Here is a 26663-nt window from a genome sequence, read left to right on the forward strand (position 1 = left end):
ATGTTAAAAAAATACCTGAAATCAGTAATATACCTATCGCTCCTAATATATATATATATATCAGTTCTTAGCTACAACTATAAAGACCCATCCCTAAACACAGCCACAGATGAAGAAGTGACGAATTTAGGTGGAATAGTAGGTTCGTATTTAGCTGATATATTAGTTCAATTTCTTGGATTAACTAGTATAGCAGTAGCTACAACAGCAGTTTATTTTTTGATCTCTAGGCCATCAAAAAGGTTGCTGAAAATTCTTTACTTAACATTAGTCAATTTAGGAGTATGCGCTATGTTACCACAACTTTCACTCGGCATCACTGCAAGGTATATGCATGGTGGAGTAATAGGAAATTTACTAACTAATAACTGCCCATTTTACGTATTCACTATAGCAATATCTATAGGTGTTGTAGGTCTGATTGGTTGGAAGAGAATAATTTACTCTCTACTCTTCCTATGTAAAGAGATAACTTACCTTTTTGTAAAGGTTCTGTTTTTTAGATTACGTAAAACTGCTGAGTATTCAATTACACCATCAGTAGTAGAGGCAGAACATGGAACTCAAATTACCACCAGACAACAACCAAAAGAAAGACAGAAAAAAACTACCAGAGAAATTTTTGAACCTTCTGATAAATTTGAGTTTCCAAGCATTCATTTACTTTCTAAGTCAGAAGAATCTTTGCAGAGAAAACATCTGAATGAAATTGAAAGCAATAAGAACTTATCTTTGTTGGAGCAGGTCCTTAATGATTTTGGCGTGCAAGGAAAAATTATCAGTGTATGCTATGGGCCAGTTGTGACTTTATATAAGCTTGAACCACAAGCTGGCACGAAATCTGCAAGAGTAATTGGCCTTGCAGATGACATTGCACGTTCAATGAGTGCACTCTCTGCGCGTATTTCAATAATACGTGGACAAAATGCTATGGGAATAGAGTTACCAAACAAGGAAAGAGAAATTGTCATGCTGCGTGATTTACTCGAATCTTCAGAATATCAAAATGCAAATTTAAATCTTCCAATTGCGCTTGGCAAAGAAATAAGCGGGAAACCAGTTGTTGCGGATCTGGCCAAAATGCCTCACTTGCTTGTTGCTGGAACCACAGGATCAGGCAAATCAGTTGCGATTAACACTATGATTCTTTCACTCGTTTATCGATTAAGCCCTGATGAATGTAAAATGATAATGATCGACCCCAAGATGCTTGAGCTTTCAATATATGATACAATACCGCATCTAATAACACCAGTAGTAACAGAGCCAAAAAAAGCTGTTATTGCTCTTAAGTGGATAGTAAAAGAGATGGAAAATCGCTATCGCATGATGTCGTATTTAAACGTACGCAATGTAATAAACTATAACCAAAAAATTACGGAAGCGATAAATAGCGGAACAGAATTAGAGCGTGTCGTGCAAATTGGGTTTAACTCAACAACAGGCAAACCTTTGTTTGAAAAAATGCCGATTAAAATGGAGACGTTTCCGTACATTGTGGTGATTGTAGATGAAATGGCAGATTTAATGCTTGTTGCTGGTAAAGAAATAGAGTGCTCCATTCAACGTTTAGCCCAGATGGCTCGTGCTGCAGGAATACACATCATAATGGCAACACAACGTCCATCTGTGGATGTGATAACAGGCGTGATAAAAGCAAACTTTCCAACAAGAATCAGTTTTGCTGTATCTTCTAAGATAGATAGCCGTACAATACTTGGTGAGCAAGGAGCTGAACAATTGCTCGGTATGGGTGATATGCTCTATATGGCCTCCGGTGGTAAGATCATTCGAGTCCATGGCCCGTTTGTGAGCGATGACGAAGTGCAAAACATAGTTGATCATCTGAAAACGCAAGGTGAGCCAAACTACATGGAGGAAATCACCAAAGAAGATGAAAATTCTTCTACGGAATTGGGTGGTGAAGCAGAGGATGAAGAGAATGATCTATACAAGCAAGCAGTGGCTATCATTCAAAGGGATCAAAAAGTTTCAACTAGTTACATTCAACGACAACTTAGAATAGGCTATAACAGAGCTGCAAATATTGTTGAAAGGATGGAAAAAGAAGGTATTATCAGTGCTCCAAATTACTCAGGAAAGAGAGAGATATTGGTAGAATGACTAGCAAATCATCTTTACTATGATATCTGCAAGCAGCTGATATAATACTTAATTTAAACAAGATTAATGGGCTTACCTACAAAAATATTTTTCACCTCGTTTATTTTTGGATTTATTCTTTCCCCTTATTTTATAAAGCTTCTAAAAAAAATCAGCAAAAATGGGCAACCACTCAGGTTATGCGGACCAAAAAGTCATTTAATTACAAAAAGAAATACTCCTACTATGGGTGGGATAGTAATACTGATTTCCTCTTTATTACCAATTCTACTTTGGGCTCAGTTAACACCAGAGATTCTATTGCTGGTATTTATAACTCTATTTTTTGTTCTGATTGGATTTATTGACGATTATTTAAAATTAAAAGCAAACGACCATCAAGGTTTAGGCACAAAAGCCAAAATACTTATCCAATTTGCTTTTGTCTTGCTTGGTATGTTTGTGTTTAAATTATACTTCACTGAGGGTTTTACGAAGACGTTCTTATTTAAAGGAATAATGATCGACTTTAGCTACCTATATGTTCCGTTTGCTACATTTGTAATAGTCGGCTCTGCTAATGCTGTAAACCTCACAGATGGCATAGATGGCCTTGCTGCAACTCAAGCTATCACTTCTTTTGTTTCTTTAGGACTAGTTGCATACGTGACTCAAGCGGACATGAGCATCATTTTATTCTGCATTGCGTTTATAGGAGCGATTTTAAGTTTCTTGTGGTTTAATACACATCCAGCAAAAATATTTATGGGTGACGTTGGCAGTTTATCAATCGGTGCAGCTTTAGGATTAACCAGCGTTTTAATTAAAAGGGAAGTGCTTTTCGCTGTTATTGGAATAATCTTTGTAATAGAAACGCTATCTGTAATTATTCAGGTATTATATTTTAAATACACAAAATTTAGATATGGAGAGGGAAAAAGAGTTTTTTTTATGGCACCAATACACCACCATTTTGAGAAGAAGGGATGGTCAGAGAATGAAATAGTTGTGAAATCTTGGATAATTGCTATTACCTGTTCAATCTTCACTATAGCTTTCTTGTTATAAAAACTTATGGCATATCCAGATTTTACGTTAGAAAATAAATTACCAGGAGTGATAGCAGGGGTGGACGAAGTTGGAAGGGGCCCACTAGCTGGTCCAGTAATGTCTGCAGCTGTAGTGCTTACCGATAGGGTAATCATTAAAGGAATTAACGATTCAAAGAAATTGACTGCTAAAAATAGGCAAGTTCTATATGAAAAAATAATGTCTGTTGCAAAGTTTAGTGTAGGGATAGCAAGCGTAGAAGAAATAAATTCATACAATATTTTGCAAGCAACGAAACTTTCAATGGAGCGTGCATTGATGGATTTAGGTCTAGAATTAGATTATGTACTGGTTGATGGTAACCAACTACCTAAAGTAAAATGGCAAGTAAAGCCCGTAGTAAACGGCGATAATTTGAGTATATTAATTGCAGCAGCTTCAATCGTTGCAAAAGTTACAAGAGATCAGCTGATGCAGGAATTGCACAACAAATATCCGGAATACAACTGGTATAAAAATAAAGGGTATGGGACAAAAGAGCACATAGACGCCATAAACCTTTATGGTGTTACAGAACATCATAGAAAAAACTTTGCACCTATTTTGAAACTACGCTGAACGAATATAAGATTATTTGTATTTATAACCATCAACAATAAATTTAAATGGTATTATACCGGCTAGAGTTGCTTTTATATTAGACAGAGTAAAGCTGATGTCAACAGTCTGATTTTTTACCTCCTTATTTTGCGCAGTTGTAAAAACTACAGTAGCATTTCCAGCAAGTGTGACTAGGTTCTTGATTGATCGATCGACAGATAACTTTATTACATTTATGTTGGAAATTTTTCTTTGAGATGAAAGCAAATCACCGGCTTCATTGTTAATTCTTTCCTGAAAATCTTGACAAATTCTATATAAAGAATTGTTTTTTATGAAGTTTTTTTGGTACTTTAGTTCGACAACTTTATTAGATTCATACATTTCAACGTATTTACTCACTAAGTACCTTGCTACGACAGTGTATTCATCTTCATCTTTACTAAAACTAAGCTTACGCATTACAGAAAACTCATCTTCTGTGTGATCAACATACTTCACAAAATTTAGATCTTTTTTAATAGGAAGCAACAGATATATGTTCAGTAATAATAAACATAAACACACCAAGAGAAATGATACTATTAGTACCATCCAAGACCTCTCTACTACACAAAACAGATATCTATGATAGTACCATTCAACTGCTTTACTGAAATAACTCTTGTTTTTTACTGATTCAAGCAGTTTATTTTCCATAATATAAAGCACGATTAGATTGTTACAACAGCAGTAGATCTCAAAAACTTCAAAGTATATCTAAATTTTCTAAAATAGGGTGAATGATTATGTTACCTTGCTCCGCAATAAGGTAGAATTTGTCGATTCTGCTCACATCCAAATTTATCATTTTTACGCCAAAATTTTCAGGATCATAAGTATTAACTTCTGCACTTTTGTGATAATTATAATAATGTAATTTATTTTGATTGTCAGAACAACCAAACTCATCAATAAGGGTTCCCACCTTTCTGCCTTTACCACTTTTAACTAGCCCAAATAAGTCAATTACATGATTTTGTGATCCAGGCTCTACAGACCCTTCTGCGGCAAAAAACTTAGGTGTATGGCCAACACATTCCTTCAAATTAAAGTTATGAGGCTTTTTTACACTACCCAAATTTACAAATTTATATTCATCTGAAACAACAGAATATTGCGGATCATACTTTTTATGTTCTAAAAACTCATTGCCTAAAATGTTGCAAAACGTTAATTTATAATCACCATCATTTAACTTAATGACCTTAAGATAACGAAAATCTCTAGGGATTTCTACTTCTTCTTTCGTAATTTGATTGCGTACAACAAACTCATCGTTAAACATATGGTAGCCAATTTTTGGTAAAGTAGCTATATTTATTGCCTTGTTTAACTTAAAATTTGCATTCATAAATGCCACCTAACAACTCCTTTCCTTTTTCTAAGGTTACTTCTTGATCTGAAGCTATACTTTTAATTAAGCTTAATTCCTTCTTCATGTTCAGTATGGCATTTGTTAGAACCTCTATTGACTGCCATATGGTTAACTTATTAACCGTCAAATTATGTACTCTTAATACTAAATCAATAAGATTCTATCTTAAATTTATGTTGAAAGTATTATACTCCTTAAACTGATGCTATGATATTAACTATATTAGCTAAAACATGCTTTTTATCTAAGTGAAGTTGTTTGGCAGTAACAAAAAGTTCATCTATTTTCTTCCACTGACCTAGCAGAATTTCAACATCGGGTGCCACTCTCTTTATGCTTTCTAAAATAAAGGTCTGAATTATATATGATGCTAGTTCTAGCTCTATTTCGCTATTAATGACTTTATTGACCACATCAGAATTCTTTAAATTACGAAGTAATTTATAAAAGCACCTGTATGATTCATAAGTATTGCTGCTTATTGTATTTATTATCATTCCTGGCGTTCCAGGAAATAAAGCAATGATCTCATCAAATATTTGATCGTCAAGTTTACATTGAGATGAAACAACATGCTTCGTTTCATCATAAGTTAGTGGTAGTAAATTCAGCTGAAAGCACCTACACTTAATAGTGGTTTGTATATTGTATGGCATATGGCTAATTATGAATATTTTAGAGTTTTTTGGTGGCTCTTCTAATGTTTTTAATATTGCATTTCTAGCGTTGTTCGTCATTGCCTCTAAGCTATCTATTATAGCTATCTTATATTCTGATTGAATAGGACTTAAGTGCAGGAAGTTTTTCATCTCTCTCACTTTTTCTACACCTATTGTATCACCTTCAACGGTACGTAAATCTAGTGCTACTTTGTCATAGTTCTTTATAAGAAACCAATTAGAAAAGGATTTTGCAAGTGTTGCTTTTCCTATACCTTTTTTACCACAGATTAGCCAAGATTGAACAGATAAGTTGTTCATTAATTTTGTTTTGGCTTGATCATGGCCTATAACTTTTTTCACTTTTTCTCCTATAGAACTCAGTCTGAAAGCATATTATTTACCATTTGTAATGAAACTTCACCCTCTCTTAAAACCTTAATCTTATTTCCAGTTAAGTCAATAATAGTAGATTCTATACCGGAAACTAATTCATCATCTTCAACCACTACAGATAAATGTTGTTTGATAGATCTAGGTATATTGCTTGCTTTGCATGCACTTTTTTCTCCTGAAGCATTGATACTAGTTGCAACTATTGGAGCTTTCAGCTCGTTTAATATTGAAATTGCTATAGGATGATCAGGAATTCTTATGCCTATACTGCCTTTGAAGAATTCATTCGGTAATATGTTGTTATTTCTGAGCGGTAAAATATAGGTGATTGGCCCAGGAGAAAAGTGATTTATTAAACCGATATATTTCTCCCCTGGCTTTGCTATTTTTGTCAAACTGTAAATATCATTAACAAATACAGATAACGGCTTATTTTGAGAACGTTTTTTTATCTTATATATTTTCTTTATGGCTCCGCTATCTAGTGCGCTACAAGCAAGGGCATACACTGTTTCTGTTGGAAAACACACTAACAAGTTGTTCTGTATTGCATTTATTGTTTCAGATATCATACAGCTAATAACTTACATTCACAGTACTCAAGAAGTGAATAATTTTATGTAACCATTTTGATGCCAACTTCAGTGAATCTTGTTGACTTTACCGATAGTTTCTCTGGAGCCATACTGAATAACAAGTACTTAAGACACCATAAAAAAGTTCGTTATAACTGCAAAAACTTCTTTGCTAAATTATATTTAAAAACTACTAAAAACATAAATTGTCATTGTAAGAGCCTAGTTTAACAGATTTTCTCTGTTTAGTGCTAGATATAGGTCGCTGAGGTTAGTAAAACCACAATAACCTATTTAAGGATAGCATTGACACAACTTGCTTTTTTCAAGCAATTTATTATATTGATTTTGGTTACTATCTCTCATTCCTTCTGGCATATTTTTCTTTAGCAGTTAAATAGTTATTTCATGATGAATTTTATTGTGACTACTAAATTTTTTAGTTATCGTGCAATAAGGCTATGCAAGTGTCGGCTACTTCGATGGCAGAAAATGATGCAAGAAGTTTTCCATCTTTTGCAGGAGATATTATTTTCTTTCATCAAACTTGACATGAAATGGTGTTGTAATTATTACTTAAGCAGGTTTACCTCAATTTATCGTTAATAATTAGGATTAAATATGTTTATTTCTGAAGTTTTTGCAGCAGATGTGACTAATAATGTATCAAGTGTTGGTGCATCTTTTGCTAATCTTATTCCATTGATTTTAATATGTGTAGTAATTTATTTTTTTATTATCCGTCCACATCACAAAAGATTAAAAGAACATAGAAAGATGGTAGATCAAATAAAGCGTGGTAATATGGTCGTTACTTCTGGTGGAATAATAGGCGAAATTAACAAAGTTGATGAAGCAAATGCACAGTTTACAATAGAAATAGCTCCAAAAGTTGAGATAAAAATCTTAAAGTCCGCTATATCTGAAGTTTTAAACAAAGAAGCCCAGACGTTAGTAGCCAAGCCAACTGAAAAAGGCAAAATTGAGAAAAACAACAAAAAGAATAAAAGTCAATCAGAGAAAAGTAGAAAGGGGCGAGATAATAAAAACGAAAGTGCCTAGTAACTCTAAAGAAAGGTTCACTTGGTTGTGTGTGGAATACTTGGCGTAGTAAGTAATGGTAATTCAGTAATACCAACGTTGCTGGCTGGATTACGGAAGTTGGAATATAGGGGTTATGATTCTTCGGGTATAGCAATCATAGGCAATGAAGGCAAAATAGAAGTTAAAAAATCAGCAGGAAAAGTCGAAAGGTTATGTGAAATTGTTAGTAACGACAAGGTATCTAGTAGTACTATTGGCATAGCACATACCCGTTGGGCTACACATGGAGCTCCAGACCTTAAAAATGCTCATCCTATTTATACAAATAACGTTGTTGTAGTTCATAATGGCATAATTGAGAATTACAATCTGCTAAAAAAGGGTCTAGAAGAAAGGGGAATGCCGTTTCATACTGACACCGACACAGAGGTCATACCAAACATGCTAACACTATATCTTAATGAAGGATTATCACCTATTGATTCTTTATGTAAGTGTTTAAGCAACCTACACGGCTCGTTCGCTTTAGCCCTATTATTTGCGGAATACCCAGATGCTCTATTTGTTGCAAAAAGAAATTTACCCTTAGCAATAGGTTATAACTGTAACACCATGTTTGCTACATCCGATTCTAATGCTTTGAGTGCACTGGTGGAGCGGATATCGTATCTAGAAGATGATGACATTGCAGTGATAAAGTCCAGCGGAGTTAGTATATACAATAATGGTGCACAAGTTAACCGTAGTATAGAAAACAATAGTCCAAGCAATTTTCTAATTGGCAAAAATGGTTACTCTAGCTTCATGCTAAAAGAGATCTTTGAACAGCCTTGTGCACTAAACAAAACAATAAGTCAATTTTACAAAAGGTATAAAGGGGTAATATCTACTAACAAAAAATTATTTTCTGAGCTGAATTACATTACTGTAGTTGGATGCGGATCATCTTATTTTGCTGGGCTAATAGCAAAATATTGGTTAGAAAGTGTTGCTCAAGTTCGAGTGTATCTGGAAATCTCATCAGAATTTAGGTATAGCAACATAAGGCTAGAAGAAGGGAGCATTGGGTTATTTCTCTCTCAATCTGGTGAAACTGCAGATACCGTCGAAGCACTGCGCTACGCAAAATCACAGAGGCAAATGATCATTAGCATAACCAATACATTTAACAGTAGCATTGAAAAAATTTCAGATATTGTGTTGCATACTCTTGCTGGACCAGAAATCGGTGTTGCTTCAACGAAAACCTTTTCTGCGCAGCTTGCGACTTTAGCGTGCTTTGCCTTAGAACTAGCAAAAATAAAAGGTACATTAAATGAAAAGAGAATAAAACAGCTAAGCAGTGCTATCAACTCTATCCCTGAATATGTTGAGCATGTTTTAGATTCGATGAAAATACAACATATATCAAGCAGTATATTAGAACATAACAACATTATTTTAATCGGTAGAGGAAGCTCATATGGAGTTGCAATGGAAGGTGCATTAAAGATAAAAGAACTTTCATACATAAATACCATTGGCATCGCGGCAGGAGAGATGAAGCACGGTTCAATTGCTTTGATAGATTCGTCTGTACTTGTTATAGCAGTTATCCCATACGACAGTTTATTTTTTAAAACGCTATCCAATATACAAGAAATTATTGCAAGAAAAGGCAGAGTAATTGCCTTCAGTAACAAGCAAGGAGTGCCATTCTTAAGAGAAATTTGTAAGGATGTAGTACAACTCCCAGATGCTGATAGTTTTATCTTTCCGATCATCTATAGTGTTGCTATGCAATTCCTTGCTTACTCTACTGCAGTAAAAAAAGGGTTAGATGCCGATTGTCCAAGAAATTTAGCTAAGTCTGTTACTGTTGAGTAATTCACTCTTTATTATCATCCCAACACGTAACGCTAGGCCATGAGATCTATAAAAACTACTTGACAAGTTTGAACAACTTCTTTACCCCGGAGCTAAGGGCTTTAAAATTAGTTCTTATCTGCAGATTCAATGACAAAATTTAGTAAAAAACTGAAAGTATTTTTTGGCAGGTTACATCAAAGCATTGGGGCTGCATGTCCTTTAAATTTTTTCACATTCAGCCAAAATCGCTCTTAAACTAAGCCTCAGCGAATTATTACAGCGCCAAGTCACAGTATTAGAGGGTTAAAACTCGCAGCTAGTGGTTTTTTTGCCTTTTTTCTTTTTTGGTAAATTTGTTAATGTTTGCAGCTAACGTGAACTGGGTAACCTATAAAAAAATAGATCCTAGTGTCCGCTACTTGGATGACAGGAGAAAGAAGATTATAGGTGAAATGAGATCCCAGTATCACGCACTGGGATGACACCCTTTTGCCAACATTATATACTGAGATGAAGGAAAATAGTGTACTTGGATGATAAGAGAAGGGCTACTTGAATGACGTTTTTCCTATGACATCAATTTCAACCACAATTTCGATTTTTTAACAAATTTAGGAGGCAAGCATGAATTTCAATATTTTTCAAAGAAGCAAAACACATAAACATTCTGCTCTACAGAGCATAATGTAGCCAAGTTGGAGTGAGCGTAATTATGTGAGTTCTGCTGAAGAAGGCTACGTCAAAAATGTTATCACCTTTTAAACAATCAATATGATAACAAATGCCGCATCTTCAGTACCGTTTATCTTATATCGGCTTACTAACCAAGGAAAATCACAACTAAAATCCATCCTTTACTGAAGTTACTTTATTCTCCTAAGCCTCATGACACTTAACGAAAAAAGAGAAGCACTTGGCTTACCGCCGTTGCCGGGTGGTGAGAGATTTGATTAAAAACCTTATATATAATGAAAGTATATTAACATTAATGAATATAAAACATTTGTTTTGCATTATTATATTAATAATAATAATTTTAAGGTAGCTTACGAATAAAATACAACAGTTAAATGAACAGCTTGCAAACGCTGTTAAAGAAAGAAACTTAGAGAGAGTTAAGGAATTGATAGGAGATGGAGCAGAAGTTAAAGTAGTATATCGGCATGGATTTACTCCTTTGCACTTAGCTATTAACTCTGGCTGTAAAGAGATAGTAGGTTTTTTACTTAACAAAGGAGCGTATACTAAAATAGGGCCTTCCATATGTCAAGCTGTCAGCTAATGACAAAGATATGGTGAAGTTTTTGCTTGCATAAGGAGAGAGTGTTAATGCAATAAATCAGGATGAAAATACTCCTTTATACTTAGCTGCTCTACATGACTACGAAGAGATGGCAGAGTTTTTACTTGAAGAAGGATCAAATATTAATGCAGTAAATCGATTTGGATTTACTCCTTTATCTTTGTCTTTTGCTGATCGAGTAGATGTTGCTACACTGATAGCAAATCACATAGCAAAGTTAGAAACTGTTGATTTTTATGTAAGTGAAGAGAACTTACAAAGAAAAGATGAATTTATAAACACTTTAAACGAGATGCGTAATAATTATTTACAGCATTTTCAAAACTGTCAGAGAGAAGCCAAAAAGATTGAAAAAGAAAATAAGCAACTATATGACTTTTTAAGAGAAAGCAATATTGATGATCTAGTCAGTATATGAGAAAGAAATAAAAATGTACGCAGTAAGTTCGGCAACCAAGAAAGCTTACAATAGCAATATCAAGAATATGCCCATATTTTAATTAACAAGGCTAATTAAGTAGAGAAAGAGATTTTTCTGCATAACCAGAAACTATTAATTGATGCTTCATCAATACATTACGGACGTAATTTTCAAGCGATGACATTTGCTGGTATAGAAAACTTTTTTAAAGTTTACAGTGGTGATTTTAATGAAAGGCTAGGAAATGGAGGAATAACTCTGATTAACTTTATAAATTTTGAGAATATTGCAAAAGAGATATCCCTACACCGACAGTAACAAGCATTTAAAAAGCTTGTAGAAAGTAGTGCACCGGGTAGAGATCTTAACAGTCCAAACGCTGAACAACTTCAAGCATCTACCCAGACTGTTTAGCTAACCGCTGGTTGCATGCAGTTGTGTATCTGTGGTGATTCGTGCAACCTAAGCTATAACAATGGCTTCAACATCTCCAGCCCCACCTTATAGTTAGGATAAATCAGAGAGACACCAAGATCTCTTTTAACTTTAACATTACTCACTTTTTTTGATCCTAAATAAAAACTCTGCACATAACCAGGCAAGGAAGAAACCTCTACCAGCTTTGGAACACTAACATTTAGAAGTTTAGCTGCGTATACTACCACTTCAGACTGTGTAGTAGGTAAATCATCTGCACAATTGTACACTTCACCAGGTTTTATCTTTTGCATGGAAGAAAATAGAATATTCGATATATCTTCAACATGAATACGAGAAAAAAAATGCCCTTCTTTTTGCACATTTCTTGCTTTGTTAAGCTGTAAATCAATTAATAGGTTTCTACCAGGACCGTATATTCCAGCTAAACGAAAAACATGTACAGGTAATTTGCTATTTAGCCATTTCTTTTCAGATCTAAGGCGGTTTTCTCCTCTGCTTTCTATGGGTTTCGTTTCAGATTCTTCTGTAACCCAATTACCAGCATGATCACCATAGACGCTAGTTGCGGACAAATAACCGAGCCATTTGATACTTTGAAAGTAATGACCATACCTCTCCAGCACATCATCACCATCTGGAGGAATAGAAATCAAAACATGTGTTATGTCTTGAAACGTACCTTTGCTCACTTCGTCATAATTAAAAAGGTCGACATCCTGTAAGTCTTGATTTCTTGAAGTACCATTAACTTTCCAACCTAAACTCAGTAACTTTTTCGATAGAAACCTAGCTACATATCCATAACCAAAGCAAAACAAGTGCATGGAAATTAGTTTTTGAAATTTTTCTTAATAAACTCTACACCTAATTTTATTCCTTCCTCATTAATAATATGTCCTAATGCATGAATTGGGTGCCCTTCAACATTTACTCCATTTTCTTTCAGAGCTTTAACTGCTAAGTCAAGAGAAGAAAAAGGTACCACATCGTCAGCATCACCGTGAATAACACACATGTTAGGTTTCGATTTAATCTTCGGTGCAACTTTTGAAGGTGAAAGAAACCTACCAGAATATGCAACAACTGACGCACAAGACTGAGAGCGGGTGAGAGCTGTGTGTATCGCAAGCATCGCACCTTGAGAAAACCCAACTAAAGAAAGTTGTGCATCTTTTAAGTTAAGCTCTTTCAACTGCGCATCAATAAAATGATTTACTATTGACGTAGCATTTTTTAATCCATTATATAGTGCTTCTTCACTGCGATCCTCCAAACTAAACCATTGATAACCGTCACCTACTTCTCCTTCAAACGGTGCATTGGGTACTACAAAACATGAATCAGGCAAAGATTTGCTCATAATTTTAGCAAGGTGAACGAAGTTATCACCACTCGAGCCCCAACCATGTAAACAAACAATTAAATTTTTCTTATCTTTACTTGCACAAATTTCTGGACCTTTAAGTTCAATCATTTCTTTTCTTTTTGTTTTATACCTTTATTTAACACTGATTTTTAAATTTGTAAAAACTATATTGAATGTTTTTCTATTATAAAGATAGAAGAAAACTATGTTAATTGCTTGTACAAGGACTTATTTGGATATATATTTTAGTTTATTTAACAAGCACCATGGACACTGATGATAAAGTAGTTTTTAAGATTTATAAACCAGCAAAAACTGCCACACAATCTGGTCTAGGTAACACACGTTTTTGGTACCTAAAAACTGAACCTGACTCTTACTATATTGAACCTCTAATGGGGTGGATTGGTTCAAAAAACCCAAAAAAGCAGATTGTATTAAAGTTTGATTCCCTTGAAAAAGCAGTATCCTACGCAAAAAAACGCAATATTAAATATATAATTGAAATGCCAAAAGATGTTAAGAGGCGTCCAAAATCTTATGCAAGTAATTTCATATCAAAGTAAGTCCTATTGTAGGATGTAGTAGTTTATGCTTCACAGAAGCTCTGCTATTCAACTTGTTCATCCATTTTTTATCAAGCTCGAAACACAAATAATTCTTATTTTAATACGAACAATACCTGCTATCATAATTATAGCACATACTAATTTAGTAATAGATTAACTAATAAGCATTATAATATTGCTAATTGTAAATTTACTGAGAGGTTTCTATGAGTGAAAAGAAGTACATTTTTAAGATAGCAAAAGGCGAACCAATTGACCCTAAATTAACAAAAGAAAAAATTTATAGAATAAAACTAGTAGCAGAAGATTCTCAAGAAAGTAAACAAGAAGTAACCTTAGATGAACCTTATTTTATACAATATAAACTGCTTAATAACGAAGATTGTAGTCTTGCTTGCAGTCCGGTTAACGGCCTCATTGATAATATCGACAATACAAAAGCTAAATCTTTTTGCTCAGACGACTATCCTTGCATTAATAATAACGAAGTATTTAAAACTGTAAAAATAACACGGAGCGGGGATAACAAATATCAATTGATGGTCAATAATAGAAACGACATCCACCTTATTAGATAAATTGCTTGTTTTGTATGAATCTTTTCTTTTACCTAATCCTTCATTAGAATTCCCCGTAAATGATTCGACGTTGAAAGAATATTATGACAGGCAATCTAATACGGGAGAAATGCAACTAACTGTTAGTGGGCGCGGCGACCAAACAGGTCATAGTGGCTTATTAATTAAAGACCTTAGCGGGAATATAGTCTGCAAGGTACATAGTAACATGCTGGTTATAACAGAAAAAACAAAACTTACAGAATACCTTGGTGAATTACTACAAAAAGATTATGAATACGTTACTGTAGCTACAAGCAATAAAACTAAAACTATGATGACCTTGCAATCTACATTTCAGATAGAGATGGAAATCCTATTGCTGATACAAACAATGTTAATGTTCAATTGAGCAATATATTAAAGAACTCAAATTTATATAATTCTATAAACTGTCAACAAATCTCAAAGGGTATACTTAAAAATCCAACCAATGATCAACTTCAAGTTTTAGTAGAGCACTTATTCAGCGATCAACTTCCAGTCTTAGCAGAACACTTAACAGATGACCAACTCCTAGCTTTAGTATAGTATTTCAGTAATGAACAGTTACAAACTCTTACTAAGGAATTGAATGAGACAAAACTGAAAATTATTGTCCCTGTTTTAAATGAAGATCAACTTGAAATTTTAGTGAGAGAATTAAAACCATATCAGGTGAAAAACATTCTATCTTGCCTTAAAACAGATCAGTTCAAGACACTTATTAGATGATCTAGTTTGTAGAACTAGAAAAAGATTTAGCTGAGCACCGCCTCGCTATCCTTTCTAAGGAATTAGAAGATAACCAACTTAGAACCCTACTAAATTATCTCGAGGAGATAAATTAAAGGATTTAGTTAATAAGCTAGACCATGACAAGCTTGAAGTAATAGCTCAGGATTTGATTGACCCTGGCAGAATCGAAATTATAATTGATCACCTGTCTATCAATCCTGAAAAACCTTAAACTTTTGCTAACAAAATGCACGACCAACAATTTGCAGAATTTTTAAATAAACTAAACGCAAAAAACCTAAAAGACATTATTCATAAGCTACCTCATGAGAAAGCCATACCTATGATTGATACTTTTTGCAAGAACAATCAATTCAGAAATGTTCTTGATATGATAAAAGGAAAACTTGAAAATCAGAACAAGCAAACCACAGAAGTTATTTAGATGCCTAAGCAAATCAAGAAGGATATGCCAAAAATTGCTCAGGCTCCAGATCTTGCAGTGGTAGACAGTAGTAACAATTCGATACTATTTGTATAACAGTAATTTATAAAGTAATTAATTTTTTATAGGAGGACTTTATTATGAACAAAAATAATATAGAATTCTATTCTGGCAAAGAAGTTTCACAAAAAAGTGAATTACACAAACTTCAGAAACCAGAGTTTATAAAACCTGAAATGAAGGAGATAAGTACTAGTAAGGGAAAGTTCAATATAACTCAGAATATGAAACAAGAGGATATTGATAATGTGCAACCAATCGGACTAAATGTTAAATATCCTAAGTACTTTTATGATGGCCTTATGCATAGTATTAATACATACAACAATGATATGGATACTGCTATCAAAAAAGGTATGGTAGAACCACATTCACTAACTACAGATAGCATAGGACAAAGGACAAGCAATATAAAAAGTGAACTAAAAAAACTTTGGGAGAAAATGCCAGAAATTGCGGAAGCTTTTCTATCACCCCATGTTACTGAAGAAGAAAATATATTACTTTAGTGGAAAAGGTAATAACCTGATGTCAAGCTGTTGCCTTCATTACATACTATATCAGTATAAGTTTTAAAACTTTAATTTTTTATGTAGGTAATTTATATGAAAATAGATCAAATCTTACAAACTGATGAGTTGAATGCAATATTAATAGAGGAAAGGGAAAAAGTTGAAAAACCAAATTAATATGTTGGTAATGATGACGGTAGCCTAATAAAAAGGCCAAATGATTTAGGGTTTAGGGTACAAACTTTAGAAGGTAGCAGTATTAGTAAAGATGCTTAGAATTAGATACATTACGGTGGAATAAAAGATAGCCAGGTGAGCTATTTCTTGTGCACAAGTGTTTTTAATGCATTAGGTAGAAATGGCAATCCAAAAGGGCATTCATGCATATTCCACATTGCTTCCAGTCGCACCCCTTACATGCGTAATCAAATTTCTTCAAAGACATTTTCTTTCTAATTTTTTTTACCACTTCATTCCAGGTCAAAATCTCACCAATTTTTATTCCTAAAACTTTCATATGCCTTCTATCTAGCTCTAAAACTTTAGCTTGTTTAGTGCATTTACCTTGTTCGGTCTGGTTTGGGCAAGCACTGCAGATACCATCAAGATTACCGACTACTTTGATTCGAGTATTGGGGTCATTGATTACTTTATTCGCTATCTTTCTATAGTTCTTCACAAAACCCTGAGAATACCCATACCCTTGAAATGCAAGAGTGCACATGAAATGATGAGGACGAAACCTTATCATTTTTTCAAATACTGTAAAGCCGCTACAAGTAAAAAAATCTTCACTAAACCAGGCAGGATAAACGGCAGAATACCAACCATTATTGCCTGTTTCAGACCTACGTAAACAGCAAGCCAACTGACACCACAGACAAAGATTACAACTGTGCCAGTCAGACAACCTAAAGAATTGCGTGTAAATGATCCACATTTAGAGCTTAGAAATTCATTTACTTCTCCCATCACTATAACAGCAGCTAAAAACCCAATTAAATATCCACCCACTGGTCCAAGAAAAATATGATAACCACCAGAAAAATTTGCAAGAATAGGCAATCCTGCTGCACCAAGTAATAGATATGTAAGCACAGAATAAAATGCCGTCTTGCGGTTAAATTTAAGCCCGATAAGCATCACTCCTAAACTTTGCAGTGTGATAGGCACAGGCTGCAGCGGTATGCTTATTTGAGCCATTAAAAATAAAAGTAATACGCAAGAGAAAACTTCAACTAATGTTAACTTGCTGTTAGATTGCGCTGTAAACATACTCCTCCAGTGAAACATATTAATGTTAATTATATTCCAGAGGTTTTGCAATTTAAATTTGCTTATATTGTGCTACAATAAGTTACTTTATATACCTAAATAAAAATGATAAATAAGTAAGATCTATTGACGTTGATGAAGGTAAGGCACAGCAGGCGTTCATATGACCCAGATAAAGTAGTACATCAGGAAGAGATAAATATGCTAATAGAAGATGCACGGTTATCTCCCTCATGTTTTGGTGATGAACCTTGGAGATATATAATATGTAATAAACAAAGTAACCAAAATTCATTGAAAGATTTGCTGAGTTGCCTTACTGAACCAAATCAAAATTGGATAAAAAATGCACAAGTATTAATTATATCATTAAGTTCCAAAAATTTCCGCAAGCCGGATAAAGGAAAAAATTTTTGGGCTAAGCACGATACTGGTGCAGCAAATTACGCACTTATACTGCTGGCTGCTTCTATGAACTTAACGGCACATCAGATGAGTGGTTTTGATAGGAATAAAATAGAGGAAAAATTCAACATACCTGGTGATTTTAATATAATGTCAGTGATGGCAGTTGTTTACGCAGAAGAAGTCACTGAAATCAAGAAAAAAGCGAGAAGGCCAATAAAGGAAATATTCTTTTATGACTAGTGGCCAAAGTTCTGAAAGTTTTATCAACATGCATGGCACTGGTAATAACTTTGTTATCATAGACTCACGTTCAACAAACAACTTAGACTGGAATTATAAAGGAATTGCCGATCAAAACGGTTGCGATCAAGTAATAGTTATAACTAACTCCAGTGTAGCCAATTGCTTCATGCACATTTATAATGCTGACGGCAGCGAAGTTGAAATGTGCGGAAATGCAGCACGCTGCGTTGGATATTTGATAATGTCAGAAAAAAACACTGAGTATGCCACTATTGAACTAATAAACAAGCGCATCTTAGAGTGTTTTAAAGTTGGCGATAAATTCATAAAGGTTAATATGGGTAAACCACTGCTTAAGTGGCTTGAAATTCCCTTGTCTACTCAATATAACACTCTTCACCTACCTATAGAAATAGAAATGCTAAAAGACCCAGTTGCAGTAAATATTGGTAATCCTCACATAGTCTTTTTCGTTGATAATATAAGTGAAATACCGTTGCAAAACTTAGGGCCAAAGTTAGAAAACCACATATTCTTTCCCAAGAAAGTGAATGTCAGCGTTGCGCAAATTGAAAAATCTGGAGAAATAGCTTTAAGAGTTTGGGAAAGAGGTGCAGGCATTACTGCTTCATGCGGTAGTGCAGCCTGTGCAGCACTTGTTGCATCCGTACTTCGTGGATACGTAAATCCCTTGATGTTACTCCAGTACTTGACACCGAAATCCAGAAAAAAAGAAGAAGAACAGATCCCAGTATCAGCCACTCGGATGACAGGAGAGGGAGATACTCGGATGACAAGGATGAACACCGGGATGGCAGGTGATAGTGCAAAAAGTCTAGTGAATTTACCAGGAGGTCAGTTATTGATTGAGTGGCCAGATAACGTATTCATGACCGGTAATATAGGGTTTTTGTGATCCTAATTCTAGGCTAGGCACTGATGCATAACTTCCAACACCTTCTTACCAATCACTGCAGGAGTCTCTGCAATTGAAATACCAGCACTTCTCATAACCTCTAGCTTTGCACCAGCACTTCCTCCACTGGAAGAGATGATAGCTCCAGCGTGTCCCATTCGTTTTCCTGTAGGCGCCGTTTGACCAGCTACAAATCCAACAACTGGTTTCTTAGTTTTTTCTGTCTTTATAAAATGTGATACATCCTCTTCCTCGCTTCCACCTATTTCACCAATGACCACAATACCATGAGTATCGTCATCTTTCAAAAACAGCTCCATACAGTCAACAAAAGTCATACCGTGAACAGGATCTCCTCCAATTCCGATACATGTTGACTGACCAAGACCAACAGCAGTTGTTTGCGCTACCGCCTCATAAGTTAAAGTTCCAGAACGAGACATAATTCCTATATGCCCGCGCTTGTGAATATGCCCCGGCATAATTCCTATTTTGCATTTCTCAGGTGTAATAACTCCCGGGCAGTTTGGACCAATTAACCGACTTTTTGAACCAATAAGCGCGTGCTTAACCTTTACCATATCAAGTATGGGAATGCCTTCTGTAATACAAACTATCAATTCTATTTTTGCATCTATTGCTTCGAGTATCGCAGTAGCAGCAAACTTAGCAGGCACATATATCACCGTGGCATCTGCATCAGTTTTTTCTTTAGCTTCTGCTACAGTATTAAAAACTGGTAAATTAAGGTGAGTGCTCCCACCCTTGCCAGGAGTTACACCACCAACCATTTTTGTTCCATAGCTAATTGCCTGCTCTGAGTGGAATGTACCCTGTGCACCAGTAAAACCCTGGCATATTAACCTTGTATCTTTGCTTACTAAAACGGACATACTCTATTTACCTCTTTTACTATCTTCTGCGCAGCTTCATTAAGCCCATCTGCAGCAATAATATTTAACCCTGACTCTTCCAAGATTCTTTTGCCTTCTTCAAAATTAGTGCCTGATAATCTAATCACTAGAGGAACTTTTATGCTCATTTCTTTTGCAGCTTCAACAATACCGCTTGCAATAATATCGCAACGCATTATACCGCCAAATATGTTAACTAAAATTCCTTTTACGTTACTATCAGACAATATAATTTTGAATGCTTTGGTAACAGTCTCCTTACTTGCTCCACCACCAACATCCAAAAAGTTGGCAGGCTTTGCTCCGTAGTACTTTATTATATCCATTGTTGCCATAGCAAGACCTGCACCGTTCACCATGCAACCAATATTGCCATCCATTTTTATATAACTGAGCCCATGTTTTGAAGCTTCTATTTCTTCCTTTACTTCTTCATCATAATCACGGAGTTGTACAACCTCCGGATGACGATATAAAGCATTGTCATCAAAGTTAATTTTTGCATCAAGTGCAACAAAATCTCCAAAATTTGTTTCAACCAGCGGGTTAACCTCTATTTGACTTGCGTCGGTTAAAGTAAATGCATCATATATATTTTTTGCAACATTTGTTATTTTTTCTACCTGTTCTGGACTTAAATTAAAACTGCTGCTTAATTTGCATCTATCAAAACTTGTAAAACCTGCAACATAATCAATATCAAATTTTACAATCTTTGCAGGAGAATTTTTTGCAACTTCTTCAATATCCATTCCACCTTCTGAGGAAAATATGAATGCCGGCCTACTGAGCTTTGGATCAATTACCAGGCTTAAATAATATTCTTTCTTAATGCTTGATCCTTCCTCAATATATACTCTTCTCACTTGCTGCCCATTTGGCCCTGTTTGGTGAGTAACTAAAGTCATGCCAAGCATAGACTTTACAAATTGCTTAGCTTCTTCGGCTGATTTTGCTAACTTCACGCCACCAGCTTTACCTCTACCACCTGCATGTATTTGAGCCTTAACCACAAACATGTCAGATTTTAATAGGTTTACTTGAGCCTCTACTTCTTCTGCAGAAGTAGTAACAAAACCCTTCGGCACTGGGACATTAAATTTACGTAAAATCTCCTTTGCTTGATATTCGTGAATATCCATAAAACAACCAACGATAAACTATTAAAAATTACCAGCCATAACGCTGCCTTCTGCTCTCTTGTTGGCGCCTCTTTTTTTTAGCTTCAGCTTTTTTTTTAGTTCTTTTTTCTGACTTTTTCTCATGATATTGTTTTCTCATTTTTATTCCTCTTCCTTCTTTCTGAATTGTTTTTTTCAATACTGGAAAAGCTCTATCTACATCACCATAATGAACTGATACTTCAATCAAACGCTATACCTCCTTCGGTAATTATCTCAAAAGTTTACTTATAAATTAGAAAATTAACATTGTCAATTATTTTATAAACTCAAGCATTAAGCTGTAATATGACTAGCACTCCTTAAAAAGCTCTGCTATTAAAAGCGTTAAAGCCTTTTAACTTGCTGTGCAATAAAGCAATTACACACTGGAATGACAAGAATAGTGCCATATCAATTAAAATTCTCATTGCTAGCGTTGCTTTTTTGTTGTTGACTTTGCTGCTTATACATAGCTTCGAAATCTATAGGATCTAGCATAAGTGGAGGAAATCCACCACTACTTGTAGCCCTTGCAATTATTTCTCTCGCAAAAGGGAAAAGAAAAGTAGGCCCACCAATAAATAAAGCTTGCCTTACCTCTTCTGCACTCAGCTCTGCAGGGTTTTCTATTGAAAAAATACCACAATATTTCGTTTCACAAATAAAAGCAACACCATCTTTTACGTTCTCATTTTTTACCATCGCTTTAGCTTCTATATGCAAAGTAATCTCATGGAAAGATTTTTTCTTCTCTCCCTCTTCTTTACCTTCAGTTCCTTCCAATTTCACTGAATTGACATTAACCATTACATTAATACTGGGAGCTTCTTTTGAAGAAAGGAATGGTGAATTCGGATTTTCAAACGATAGATCCTTAATATATTGACCATGAATTTTCATTTTTTGTTGTGACACTTCTGACGTCTCCTTATAATTAAGTTGAAGTATTTAATATTTTCTTGTATAATATACCCATTTATAAATGAATAGCAAACCTAACTGTAGATTGACATAGAATAAGCACATTTTCTTCAATAATTAATAATGTTCAGGTATTTTGTATGTTAAGGCTAAGGAGTTGAGTTAGTATGATAGAACTCGTAATATATGCTTTATTAGCAGCGTTCGTTTTTTCGCGCTTGTACAATTCCTTAGGAAAGTCAACAAATCTCAACCTCAATAAACTGACTAGCGTACTGAATACAAGCCAAAGTGGAGAAGATGTAGAAAACATTGAAGATTACATCGATAGCAACGACAAAAATTCAATAAAAGCTACTTACGAACAAATATTACAAAAAAACAAAGACTTCTCCATTTCTCATTTCATGAAAGGTTCAAGTATAGCTTTTGAATTAATAATAAAATATTTCAATCAAGGAAATTTGTCCCAGTTAAAACCTCTCTTGGATAAAGACTTATATAACAACTTTGTAGAGAAAATCAAACATCGTAAGGAAGTACATGAATCTATAATTGTTTCTATCATTTCACAAAAGATTTTAGAAATAAAACTAGTAAAAAATGTAGCACTCATCGCAGTATATTTCCTTTCAGAGCAAATTAACTTTGTTAAGAACGACAAAGGAGACGTTATATCAGGTAGCACATCCACGATCAATAAAGTTGAGGATGTATGGCAATTCAAAAAAAACGTTACCTCATCAAACCCAAGCTGGTTGCTTATTTCCATAAACTATAAAAAGGCAGACGATGGCAAGAAAAACAGTAAGCATGACTAGTTTCATTTAACATGGAAAATAAGCTACGTGAAATAGTACTTGATACTGAAACTACTGGTCTTGATATAGAATCTGGTCATCGAATTATTGAAATAGGGTGTGTGGAATTAATTAACCGCATCCCAACAGGCAAAGTATTCCATCAGTATCTTAATCCAGAAAGAGATATACCTTATCACTCATTTAAGATTCACGGCATTAGTGAAGGGTTTTTAGAAGATAAACCATTATTTTCAGATGTTGTACTTGAATTTCTGGACTTTATATCTAGCGATATTTTGATAATTCACAACGCTGAGTTTGACATTAAGTTTCTTAATATGGAACTGGATAAACTAAATGTTGGGTTAATTTCTTTAGACAGAGTACTAGATACATTGCCACTTGCGAGAAAAAAGTTTGCAGGGTCACCTGCGTCTTTAAGTGCATTATGCAAACGTTTTGACATATCACTAGAGGATAGAGAATTTCATGGAGCACTAATTGACGCTCAGTTGCTCGCAAAAGTGTATGTTGAGCTTACAGGGGGATTACAAACTTTTCTATTTGATAATAGGTGTGAGCAGGACAGCAACGCCACAGTTACCCAGCATAAAACACGTAATTTAACTTGCAGGAAATACTTACCAAGTAATGAAGAAATCAATGAACATAGAAAACTATTAGATAAAATCAACAGTCCACTTTGGAAAAAATATATTGAATAAGTCAACCAATAAAGATATGATCTTACTTTACTTAAGGATTTCTAATGGTAAAGCTTGTAAGGTTATTATCTAGCGTAATAGTAGCACTAGCAGCTATTTTCCTTGGTTATTGTTATTTTACTAAAAAAGGTATTTTTGCTCCAGCAGTAATTCACAACGCAGAGGTTAAGATAGAAGCAGATTTTGTTCTGACTAACCAAGACAAGCAGATCGTACGCAGTAGTGATTTTAAAGATAAGTATATGATGATTTTCTTCGGGTTTTCTTCATGTAAAAAGATTTGCCCTATGAATCTTGGAATAATTTCAGAAATACTTGCAATGTTAGATGAGAAAACTAATGACAAACTACAAACATTTTTCATAACAGTCGACCCTGAACGCGACAGTACAGAAAAACTTAAAGAATTTCAGCAGCAATTTGACCATAGAATACAAATGTTAACTGGTGAAAGAGAAAAAATAGATGAGGTAATTGCAAATTATAAAGTATACGCCAGCAAAGTTGGTGGAGAAGAGGAAATCAACCATTCTTCAATAATATATCTTATTGGCCCTGGAGGAAAATATGTTGCACACTTTGTAGCAGATTTAAATTCAGATAAAAGCCAATCTGATAAAATTGCAGCCGAAGTCAAGAAATATGTAAATGGGCTATAGGCTTTTCTGTCCTGGGTTGTACATTAAGATCAAGCTAATTAGTTAAAGACTACAAATGAAAACTTTATTCACCAACATAGAGTTGTCTTGGCCTACAAATTTTAGCTTCTTTATCATTCATCATTTCGTACCACTGAGTAACCCAACCAGTGGTCCTTGCAAGTGCAAAAATAGGTGTAAACATATTTGAAGGAATATCAATAGCGTTCATTATTATACCTGAGTAAAAATCAACATTAGGGTATAATTTACGCATAACAAAATACTCATCCTTCAAAGCTACCTCTTCAAGTCCTTTTGCGATCTTGAGTAGTTTATTATCTTGTTCTAGTTTATCTAAAACCTCATTACAAGCTCCTTTCAGTATACGCGCACGTGGATCGTAATTTTTATAAATACGATGGCCAAACCCCATCAATTTAAATGGATCTTTATCATCCTTAGCTTTCTCAATGAATTTACCTATATCTCCACTTTGCTCTATCTCTCTTAACATGTTTATAACTGCTTCATTAGCTCCACCATGCGCTGGCCCCCAAAGTGTAGCAATCCCTGCAGAGAGGCTTGCAAACAAATTAGAACCAGCCGATCCCACTAATCTGATAGCTGCCGTAGAAGCATTTTGTTCATGATCAGCATGGAGAATGAATATTTTATCCAAAGCTTTCACAAAAAGAGAGCTTTTATCGTTATTAAAAGCATCACCAAACATCATTCTTAAGAAATTTTCACTATAGCTCAATTCATTTTGAGCATTTATAAATTCCTGATTTTTGATATGCCTATATATCATTGCAACAATTGCAGGAACTTGCGCTATTGCAGAAATTCCGCAATCTAGGTTCTCACTATTGACAGTGTTACCATATCTCTCATGGTAAAATGCCGACAAACTTGCAAAACATGCAATCAAAATTGACATAGGGTGAGCAGTTTTTGGAAATGCCTTAATTACGTTTATAACCTGCTCTGATACTTTGGATAATTCTCCTATTTTTAAAAGAAACTTTTTGTGTTGCTCTAAATTAGGCAACGCACCATAGAGTAATAGATAAATTATAGCAGTAAAATTATTATTTTCTGCCAAATCAGCTATATCATGCCCCCTATATTTAAGAACTCCCTCATCGCCATCAATAAATGTAATTGAAGAAGAACATGAAGCTGTGGAAACAAACCCTGGATCATAAGTGAATAATCCAGTTGTCCTATACAAATCCTTAATATTTAACACATTAGGACCTATTGTTCCACTTAATATAGGTAGCTCAATTTTTAATCCATTGTTTAGTTCCAATAACGCTTTTTTATCCATCACTTAAGCTACTAAAACTCTATACAAAGCACACAACTTAAGAGTATATCTTAACCTGGTTAACTTTAAATTAACCACACTAAGCGATCATCAATGCTTTTACTTTTGCATTTAAGCGACTTATTTTACGCGCTGCAGCGTTTTTGTGAATAACACCTTTATTCACACACTTGTGTAAATTAGATTCAGCATTTCGAAATGCTAGAATGACGTTTTCTTTGTCACCAGACTTAATTATATCAACCAATTTCCTAATAGCAGTGCTGGTTTTGCTTTTGCGCATTTTACTTACTAAAGTGCGCTTTGCTATTACCTTTATCATTTTTTTAGCACTCTTATGATTTGCCATATATTAATACCTAAAACACTGTACTCTCTTCTCATTATAAGAATTTTCCACTAACCTGCAATACTAGTTTTTTCTGCAATCAACTTGTTACTTTTCTCTTCTATAGCTTTTCCTAAATTTTCCAAAAATTTGTCCTTGCTTAACCCAGGATATATTGGCGGTAATATCTCTATTATTGCCTTTCCTGGATTTTTTCTTATGGAAAGTATGCTCTTTGGCCAAAATAAACCGGTATTTAAAGCAACTGGTAATACAGGAACAGACAACACGCCATATAAAGCAGCAACACCTGGCCGATATTTTGCTTCTTGCTTTGCAGCTGTTCTGGTGCCTTCAGGAAATATTATTATGCTTCTATTTTCCTTTATATGCATCTTAGCTAACTTAATAATATAGCGTATAGAACTGATACCATCTAAACGGTTAATAAAAATCATCCTGAGCGCCATTAGATACAAGCCAATAAACGGAATCCACTTCAGTTCACGTTTTAAAATAAAAACTGCGTTTCTAAATAAAAGTATAAAAATAAATGTTTCCAATGGAGATTGGTGCTTAGAGGCAATTACAAATGGCTGCTTTGGAATGTTTTCTACCCCTCTAATTTCATATTCAATTCTACATAATAAACGAAGTATGAGCAATACAACCTTCACTGAGTAGACAAGAAAAATATTTACTATACGTGCAGGAAAGAAAATTATAGGAAGAGTAATTAAAGTATAGAGCACTTCCCATAATATAAGAAAGAAGTTAAACAATAAACTTGAAATCACAAACTCAGATAAATTTACTTAAGTTTAACTCTACTACAAATTAAAAACAATAA

General features: G+C 34.4%; 32 protein-coding genes and 1 pseudogene. 17 read left to right on the forward strand and 16 right to left on the reverse strand.

Going from position 1 to position 26663, the window contains the following annotated elements; all coding sequences use genetic code 11:
- The 3 genes from QUS22_RS04780 to QUS22_RS04790 all read left to right on the forward strand — a co-directional run bounded on the left by QUS22_RS04780 (nucleotide 1) and on the right by QUS22_RS04790 (nucleotide 3771).
- Complete coding sequence (locus QUS22_RS04780; RefSeq protein WP_289513851.1) at nucleotides 1–2124, forward strand: DNA translocase FtsK; 2124 nt, start codon at nucleotides 1–3, stop codon at nucleotides 2122–2124.
- Nucleotides 2125–2190: 66 nt separating this feature from the next.
- Entirely contained in the window at nucleotides 2191–3171 is a 981-nt protein-coding gene (gene mraY / locus QUS22_RS04785; protein WP_289513852.1) for a phospho-N-acetylmuramoyl-pentapeptide-transferase, read from the forward strand.
- 6 nt (nucleotides 3172–3177) lie between these two features.
- The gene (locus tag QUS22_RS04790) at nucleotides 3178–3771 is read left to right on the forward strand and encodes a ribonuclease HII (protein ID WP_289513853.1); all 594 of its coding nucleotides are present in this window, start codon (nucleotides 3178–3180) and stop codon (nucleotides 3769–3771) included.
- A gap of 12 nt (nucleotides 3772–3783) precedes the next feature.
- Here QUS22_RS04790 and QUS22_RS04795 read toward each other — a convergent pair whose 3' ends face one another.
- From QUS22_RS04795 to QUS22_RS04815, 5 genes are all read right to left on the reverse strand, one after another.
- On the reverse strand, nucleotides 3784–4452 hold the full coding sequence (locus QUS22_RS04795; RefSeq protein ID WP_289513854.1) for a VirB8/TrbF family protein: 669 nt from the start codon (nucleotides 4450–4452) through the stop codon (nucleotides 3784–3786).
- A gap of 49 nt (nucleotides 4453–4501) precedes the next feature.
- Nucleotides 4502–5146, reverse strand: coding sequence for a hypothetical protein (locus QUS22_RS04800; RefSeq protein ID WP_289513855.1), 645 nt, complete (start codon nucleotides 5144–5146; stop codon nucleotides 4502–4504).
- Nucleotides 5130–5297 (reverse strand): hypothetical protein, encoded by a 168-nt coding sequence (locus tag QUS22_RS04805; protein ID WP_289513856.1) that lies wholly within the window; start codon nucleotides 5295–5297, stop codon nucleotides 5130–5132. Before QUS22_RS04805 ends, QUS22_RS04800 begins: the two co-directional genes overlap by 17 nt.
- Nucleotides 5298–5364: 67 nt before the next feature.
- Nucleotides 5365–6192, reverse strand: a complete 828-nt coding sequence (locus tag QUS22_RS04810) for a DNA polymerase III subunit delta' (protein ID WP_410543821.1) — start codon at nucleotides 6190–6192, stop codon at nucleotides 5365–5367.
- A gap of 17 nt (nucleotides 6193–6209) precedes the next feature.
- Nucleotides 6210–6797, reverse strand: coding sequence for an L-threonylcarbamoyladenylate synthase (locus QUS22_RS04815; protein ID WP_289513857.1), 588 nt, complete (start codon nucleotides 6795–6797; stop codon nucleotides 6210–6212).
- 624 nt (nucleotides 6798–7421) lie between these two features.
- Between QUS22_RS04815 and yajC the strand changes: the two genes are divergently transcribed.
- The 4 genes and pseudogenes from yajC to QUS22_RS04835 all read left to right on the forward strand — a co-directional run.
- A complete protein-coding gene (yajC, locus tag QUS22_RS04820) occupies nucleotides 7422–7862 on the forward strand; it encodes a preprotein translocase subunit YajC (RefSeq protein WP_289513858.1) in 441 nt (146 codons plus the stop codon).
- 27 nt (nucleotides 7863–7889) lie between these two features.
- Nucleotides 7890–9710, forward strand: coding sequence for a glutamine--fructose-6-phosphate transaminase (isomerizing) (glmS, locus tag QUS22_RS04825; RefSeq protein ID WP_289513859.1), 1821 nt, complete (start codon nucleotides 7890–7892; stop codon nucleotides 9708–9710).
- A 1039-nt stretch (nucleotides 9711–10749) separates the two neighbouring features.
- Nucleotides 10750–10974: an ankyrin repeat domain-containing protein gene (locus QUS22_RS04830; protein WP_289513907.1), complete on the forward strand. Its 225-nt coding sequence runs from the start codon at nucleotides 10750–10752 to the stop codon at nucleotides 10972–10974.
- 49 nt (nucleotides 10975–11023) lie between these two features.
- Nucleotides 11024–11413 (forward strand): annotated as a pseudogene (locus QUS22_RS04835) (ankyrin repeat domain-containing protein); the annotation flags it as partial.
- Between the two features lie 470 nt (nucleotides 11414–11883).
- On the opposite strand, the gene QUS22_RS04840 reads toward QUS22_RS04835, so the two are convergent.
- Both QUS22_RS04840 and QUS22_RS04845 read right to left on the reverse strand, forming a co-directional pair.
- Nucleotides 11884–12681: an SDR family oxidoreductase gene (locus QUS22_RS04840; protein ID WP_289513861.1), complete on the reverse strand. Its 798-nt coding sequence runs from the start codon at nucleotides 12679–12681 to the stop codon at nucleotides 11884–11886.
- 5 nt (nucleotides 12682–12686) lie between these two features.
- Nucleotides 12687–13331, reverse strand: coding sequence for an alpha/beta hydrolase (locus QUS22_RS04845; protein ID WP_289513862.1), 645 nt, complete (start codon nucleotides 13329–13331; stop codon nucleotides 12687–12689).
- 158 nt (nucleotides 13332–13489) lie between these two features.
- On the opposite strand from QUS22_RS04845, the gene QUS22_RS04850 reads away from it, so the two are divergent.
- The 5 genes from QUS22_RS04850 (at nucleotide 13490) to QUS22_RS04870 (ending at nucleotide 16140) form a co-directional block, all read left to right on the forward strand.
- Entirely contained in the window at nucleotides 13490–13789 is a 300-nt protein-coding gene (locus QUS22_RS04850) for an ETC complex I subunit (protein WP_289513863.1), read from the forward strand.
- A 209-nt stretch (nucleotides 13790–13998) separates the two neighbouring features.
- Entirely contained in the window at nucleotides 13999–14370 is a 372-nt protein-coding gene (locus QUS22_RS04855; protein ID WP_289513864.1) for a hypothetical protein, read from the forward strand.
- A gap of 10 nt (nucleotides 14371–14380) precedes the next feature.
- Nucleotides 14381–14761, forward strand: coding sequence for a hypothetical protein (locus QUS22_RS04860; RefSeq protein ID WP_289513865.1), 381 nt, complete (start codon nucleotides 14381–14383; stop codon nucleotides 14759–14761).
- Nucleotides 14762–15373: 612 nt separating this feature from the next.
- Nucleotides 15374–15571: a hypothetical protein gene (locus tag QUS22_RS04865; RefSeq protein WP_289513866.1), complete on the forward strand. Its 198-nt coding sequence runs from the start codon at nucleotides 15374–15376 to the stop codon at nucleotides 15569–15571.
- A 140-nt stretch (nucleotides 15572–15711) separates the two neighbouring features.
- A complete protein-coding gene (locus tag QUS22_RS04870; RefSeq protein ID WP_289513867.1) occupies nucleotides 15712–16140 on the forward strand; it encodes a hypothetical protein in 429 nt (142 codons plus the stop codon).
- Between the two features lie 343 nt (nucleotides 16141–16483).
- Here the strand turns inward: QUS22_RS04870 and QUS22_RS04875 are convergent, their stop codons facing one another.
- The gene (locus QUS22_RS04875; RefSeq protein ID WP_289513868.1) at nucleotides 16484–16894 is read right to left on the reverse strand and encodes a DUF1284 domain-containing protein; all 411 of its coding nucleotides are present in this window, start codon (nucleotides 16892–16894) and stop codon (nucleotides 16484–16486) included.
- Nucleotides 16891–17418, reverse strand: a complete 528-nt coding sequence (locus QUS22_RS04880) for a biotin transporter BioY (RefSeq protein ID WP_289513869.1) — start codon at nucleotides 17416–17418, stop codon at nucleotides 16891–16893. The genes QUS22_RS04875 and QUS22_RS04880 overlap by 4 nt, the downstream gene beginning before the upstream one ends.
- A 135-nt stretch (nucleotides 17419–17553) precedes the next feature.
- Between QUS22_RS04880 and QUS22_RS04885 the strand changes: the two genes are divergently transcribed.
- Nucleotides 17554–18066: a nitroreductase family protein gene (locus QUS22_RS04885; RefSeq protein ID WP_289513870.1), complete on the forward strand. Its 513-nt coding sequence runs from the start codon at nucleotides 17554–17556 to the stop codon at nucleotides 18064–18066.
- Nucleotides 18059–18985 (forward strand): diaminopimelate epimerase, encoded by a 927-nt coding sequence (dapF, locus tag QUS22_RS04890; RefSeq protein ID WP_289513871.1) that lies wholly within the window; start codon nucleotides 18059–18061, stop codon nucleotides 18983–18985. Before QUS22_RS04885 ends, dapF begins: the two co-directional genes overlap by 8 nt.
- An 8-nt stretch (nucleotides 18986–18993) precedes the next feature.
- Here dapF and sucD read toward each other — a convergent pair whose 3' ends face one another.
- The 4 genes from sucD to secB all read right to left on the reverse strand — a co-directional run bounded on the left by sucD (nucleotide 18994) and on the right by secB (nucleotide 22010).
- A complete protein-coding gene (sucD, locus tag QUS22_RS04895) occupies nucleotides 18994–19878 on the reverse strand; it encodes a succinate--CoA ligase subunit alpha (RefSeq protein WP_289513872.1) in 885 nt (294 codons plus the stop codon).
- Nucleotides 19866–21041 (reverse strand): ADP-forming succinate--CoA ligase subunit beta, encoded by a 1176-nt coding sequence (sucC, locus tag QUS22_RS04900; RefSeq protein WP_289513873.1) that lies wholly within the window; start codon nucleotides 21039–21041, stop codon nucleotides 19866–19868. The genes sucD and sucC overlap by 13 nt, the downstream gene beginning before the upstream one ends.
- Nucleotides 21042–21069: 28 nt before the next feature.
- Entirely contained in the window at nucleotides 21070–21270 is a 201-nt protein-coding gene (rpsU, locus tag QUS22_RS04905; protein ID WP_289513874.1) for a 30S ribosomal protein S21, read from the reverse strand.
- Between the two features lie 203 nt (nucleotides 21271–21473).
- Complete coding sequence (gene secB, locus QUS22_RS04910; protein ID WP_289513908.1) at nucleotides 21474–22010, reverse strand: protein-export chaperone SecB; 537 nt, start codon at nucleotides 22008–22010, stop codon at nucleotides 21474–21476.
- A 140-nt stretch (nucleotides 22011–22150) separates the two neighbouring features.
- On the opposite strand from secB, the gene QUS22_RS04915 reads away from it, so the two are divergent.
- Genes QUS22_RS04915 through QUS22_RS04925 form a run of 3 tightly spaced genes read left to right on the forward strand, consistent with a single transcriptional unit; the run spans nucleotide 22151 to nucleotide 24170 of the window.
- Nucleotides 22151–22804: a Tim44/TimA family putative adaptor protein gene (locus tag QUS22_RS04915; protein ID WP_289513875.1), complete on the forward strand. Its 654-nt coding sequence runs from the start codon at nucleotides 22151–22153 to the stop codon at nucleotides 22802–22804.
- Nucleotides 22805–22815: 11 nt separating this feature from the next.
- Nucleotides 22816–23511 carry a DNA polymerase III subunit epsilon gene (dnaQ, locus tag QUS22_RS04920; protein WP_289513876.1) on the forward strand — a complete coding sequence of 232 codons (696 nt, stop codon included), beginning with the start codon at nucleotides 22816–22818 and terminating at the stop codon, nucleotides 23509–23511.
- 44 nt (nucleotides 23512–23555) lie between these two features.
- Entirely contained in the window at nucleotides 23556–24170 is a 615-nt protein-coding gene (locus tag QUS22_RS04925) for an SCO family protein (protein ID WP_289513877.1), read from the forward strand.
- A 64-nt stretch (nucleotides 24171–24234) separates the two neighbouring features.
- Here the strand turns inward: QUS22_RS04925 and QUS22_RS04930 are convergent, their stop codons facing one another.
- The 3 genes from QUS22_RS04930 to QUS22_RS04940 all read right to left on the reverse strand — a co-directional run bounded on the left by QUS22_RS04930 (nucleotide 24235) and on the right by QUS22_RS04940 (nucleotide 26610).
- Nucleotides 24235–25485, reverse strand: a complete 1251-nt coding sequence (locus QUS22_RS04930) for a citrate synthase (protein WP_289513878.1) — start codon at nucleotides 25483–25485, stop codon at nucleotides 24235–24237.
- A 79-nt stretch (nucleotides 25486–25564) separates the two neighbouring features.
- Nucleotides 25565–25834, reverse strand: a complete 270-nt coding sequence (gene rpsT / locus QUS22_RS04935; protein ID WP_289513879.1) for a 30S ribosomal protein S20 — start codon at nucleotides 25832–25834, stop codon at nucleotides 25565–25567.
- 50 nt (nucleotides 25835–25884) lie between these two features.
- Nucleotides 25885–26610 (reverse strand): lysophospholipid acyltransferase family protein, encoded by a 726-nt coding sequence (locus tag QUS22_RS04940; protein ID WP_353477745.1) that lies wholly within the window; start codon nucleotides 26608–26610, stop codon nucleotides 25885–25887.
- Nucleotides 26611–26663 lie beyond the last annotated feature (53 nt).

Source organism: Wolbachia pipientis, from assembly GCF_030373985.1.
Taxonomy (GTDB): domain Bacteria; phylum Pseudomonadota; class Alphaproteobacteria; order Rickettsiales; family Anaplasmataceae; genus Wolbachia; species Wolbachia pipientis_D.

Bases quoted from the DNA above. Each gene is read 5' to 3' on its own strand.
- QUS22_RS04930 (WP_289513878.1), bottom strand. From the start codon at position 25,485: ATGGATAAAAAAGCGTTATTGGAACTAAACAATGGATTAAAAATTGAG.
- dapF (WP_289513871.1), top strand. From the start codon at position 18,059: ATGACTAGTGGCCAAAGTTCTGAAAGTTTTATCAACATGCATGGCACT.
- yajC (WP_289513858.1), top strand. From the start codon at position 7,422: ATGTTTATTTCTGAAGTTTTTGCAGCAGATGTGACTAATAATGTATCA.
- QUS22_RS04840 (WP_289513861.1), bottom strand. From the start codon at position 12,681: ATGCACTTGTTTTGCTTTGGTTATGGATATGTAGCTAGGTTTCTATCG.
- QUS22_RS04815 (WP_289513857.1), bottom strand. From the start codon at position 6,797: ATGATATCTGAAACAATAAATGCAATACAGAACAACTTGTTAGTGTGT.
- rpsT (WP_289513879.1), bottom strand. From the start codon at position 25,834: ATGGCAAATCATAAGAGTGCTAAAAAAATGATAAAGGTAATAGCAAAG.
- QUS22_RS04885 (WP_289513870.1), top strand. From the start codon at position 17,554: ATGAAGGTAAGGCACAGCAGGCGTTCATATGACCCAGATAAAGTAGTA.
- QUS22_RS04880 (WP_289513869.1), bottom strand. From the start codon at position 17,418: ATGTTTACAGCGCAATCTAACAGCAAGTTAACATTAGTTGAAGTTTTC.
- QUS22_RS04790 (WP_289513853.1), top strand. From the start codon at position 3,178: ATGGCATATCCAGATTTTACGTTAGAAAATAAATTACCAGGAGTGATA.
- QUS22_RS04795 (WP_289513854.1), bottom strand. From the start codon at position 4,452: ATGGAAAATAAACTGCTTGAATCAGTAAAAAACAAGAGTTATTTCAGT.
- QUS22_RS04850 (WP_289513863.1), top strand. From the start codon at position 13,490: ATGGACACTGATGATAAAGTAGTTTTTAAGATTTATAAACCAGCAAAA.
- QUS22_RS04870 (WP_289513867.1), top strand. From the start codon at position 15,712: ATGAACAAAAATAATATAGAATTCTATTCTGGCAAAGAAGTTTCACAA.
- QUS22_RS04915 (WP_289513875.1), top strand. From the start codon at position 22,151: ATGATAGAACTCGTAATATATGCTTTATTAGCAGCGTTCGTTTTTTCG.
- QUS22_RS04925 (WP_289513877.1), top strand. From the start codon at position 23,556: ATGGTAAAGCTTGTAAGGTTATTATCTAGCGTAATAGTAGCACTAGCA.
- mraY (WP_289513852.1), top strand. From the start codon at position 2,191: ATGGGCTTACCTACAAAAATATTTTTCACCTCGTTTATTTTTGGATTT.
- QUS22_RS04800 (WP_289513855.1), bottom strand. From the start codon at position 5,146: ATGAATGCAAATTTTAAGTTAAACAAGGCAATAAATATAGCTACTTTA.
- QUS22_RS04855 (WP_289513864.1), top strand. From the start codon at position 13,999: ATGAGTGAAAAGAAGTACATTTTTAAGATAGCAAAAGGCGAACCAATT.
- QUS22_RS04865 (WP_289513866.1), top strand. From the start codon at position 15,374: ATGCACGACCAACAATTTGCAGAATTTTTAAATAAACTAAACGCAAAA.
- QUS22_RS04845 (WP_289513862.1), bottom strand. From the start codon at position 13,331: ATGATTGAACTTAAAGGTCCAGAAATTTGTGCAAGTAAAGATAAGAAA.
- dnaQ (WP_289513876.1), top strand. From the start codon at position 22,816: ATGGAAAATAAGCTACGTGAAATAGTACTTGATACTGAAACTACTGGT.
- sucD (WP_289513872.1), bottom strand. From the start codon at position 19,878: ATGTCCGTTTTAGTAAGCAAAGATACAAGGTTAATATGCCAGGGTTTT.
- QUS22_RS04875 (WP_289513868.1), bottom strand. From the start codon at position 16,894: ATGATAAGGTTTCGTCCTCATCATTTCATGTGCACTCTTGCATTTCAA.
- sucC (WP_289513873.1), bottom strand. From the start codon at position 21,041: ATGGATATTCACGAATATCAAGCAAAGGAGATTTTACGTAAATTTAAT.
- QUS22_RS04780 (WP_289513851.1), top strand. From the start codon at position 1: ATGTTAAAAAAATACCTGAAATCAGTAATATACCTATCGCTCCTAATA.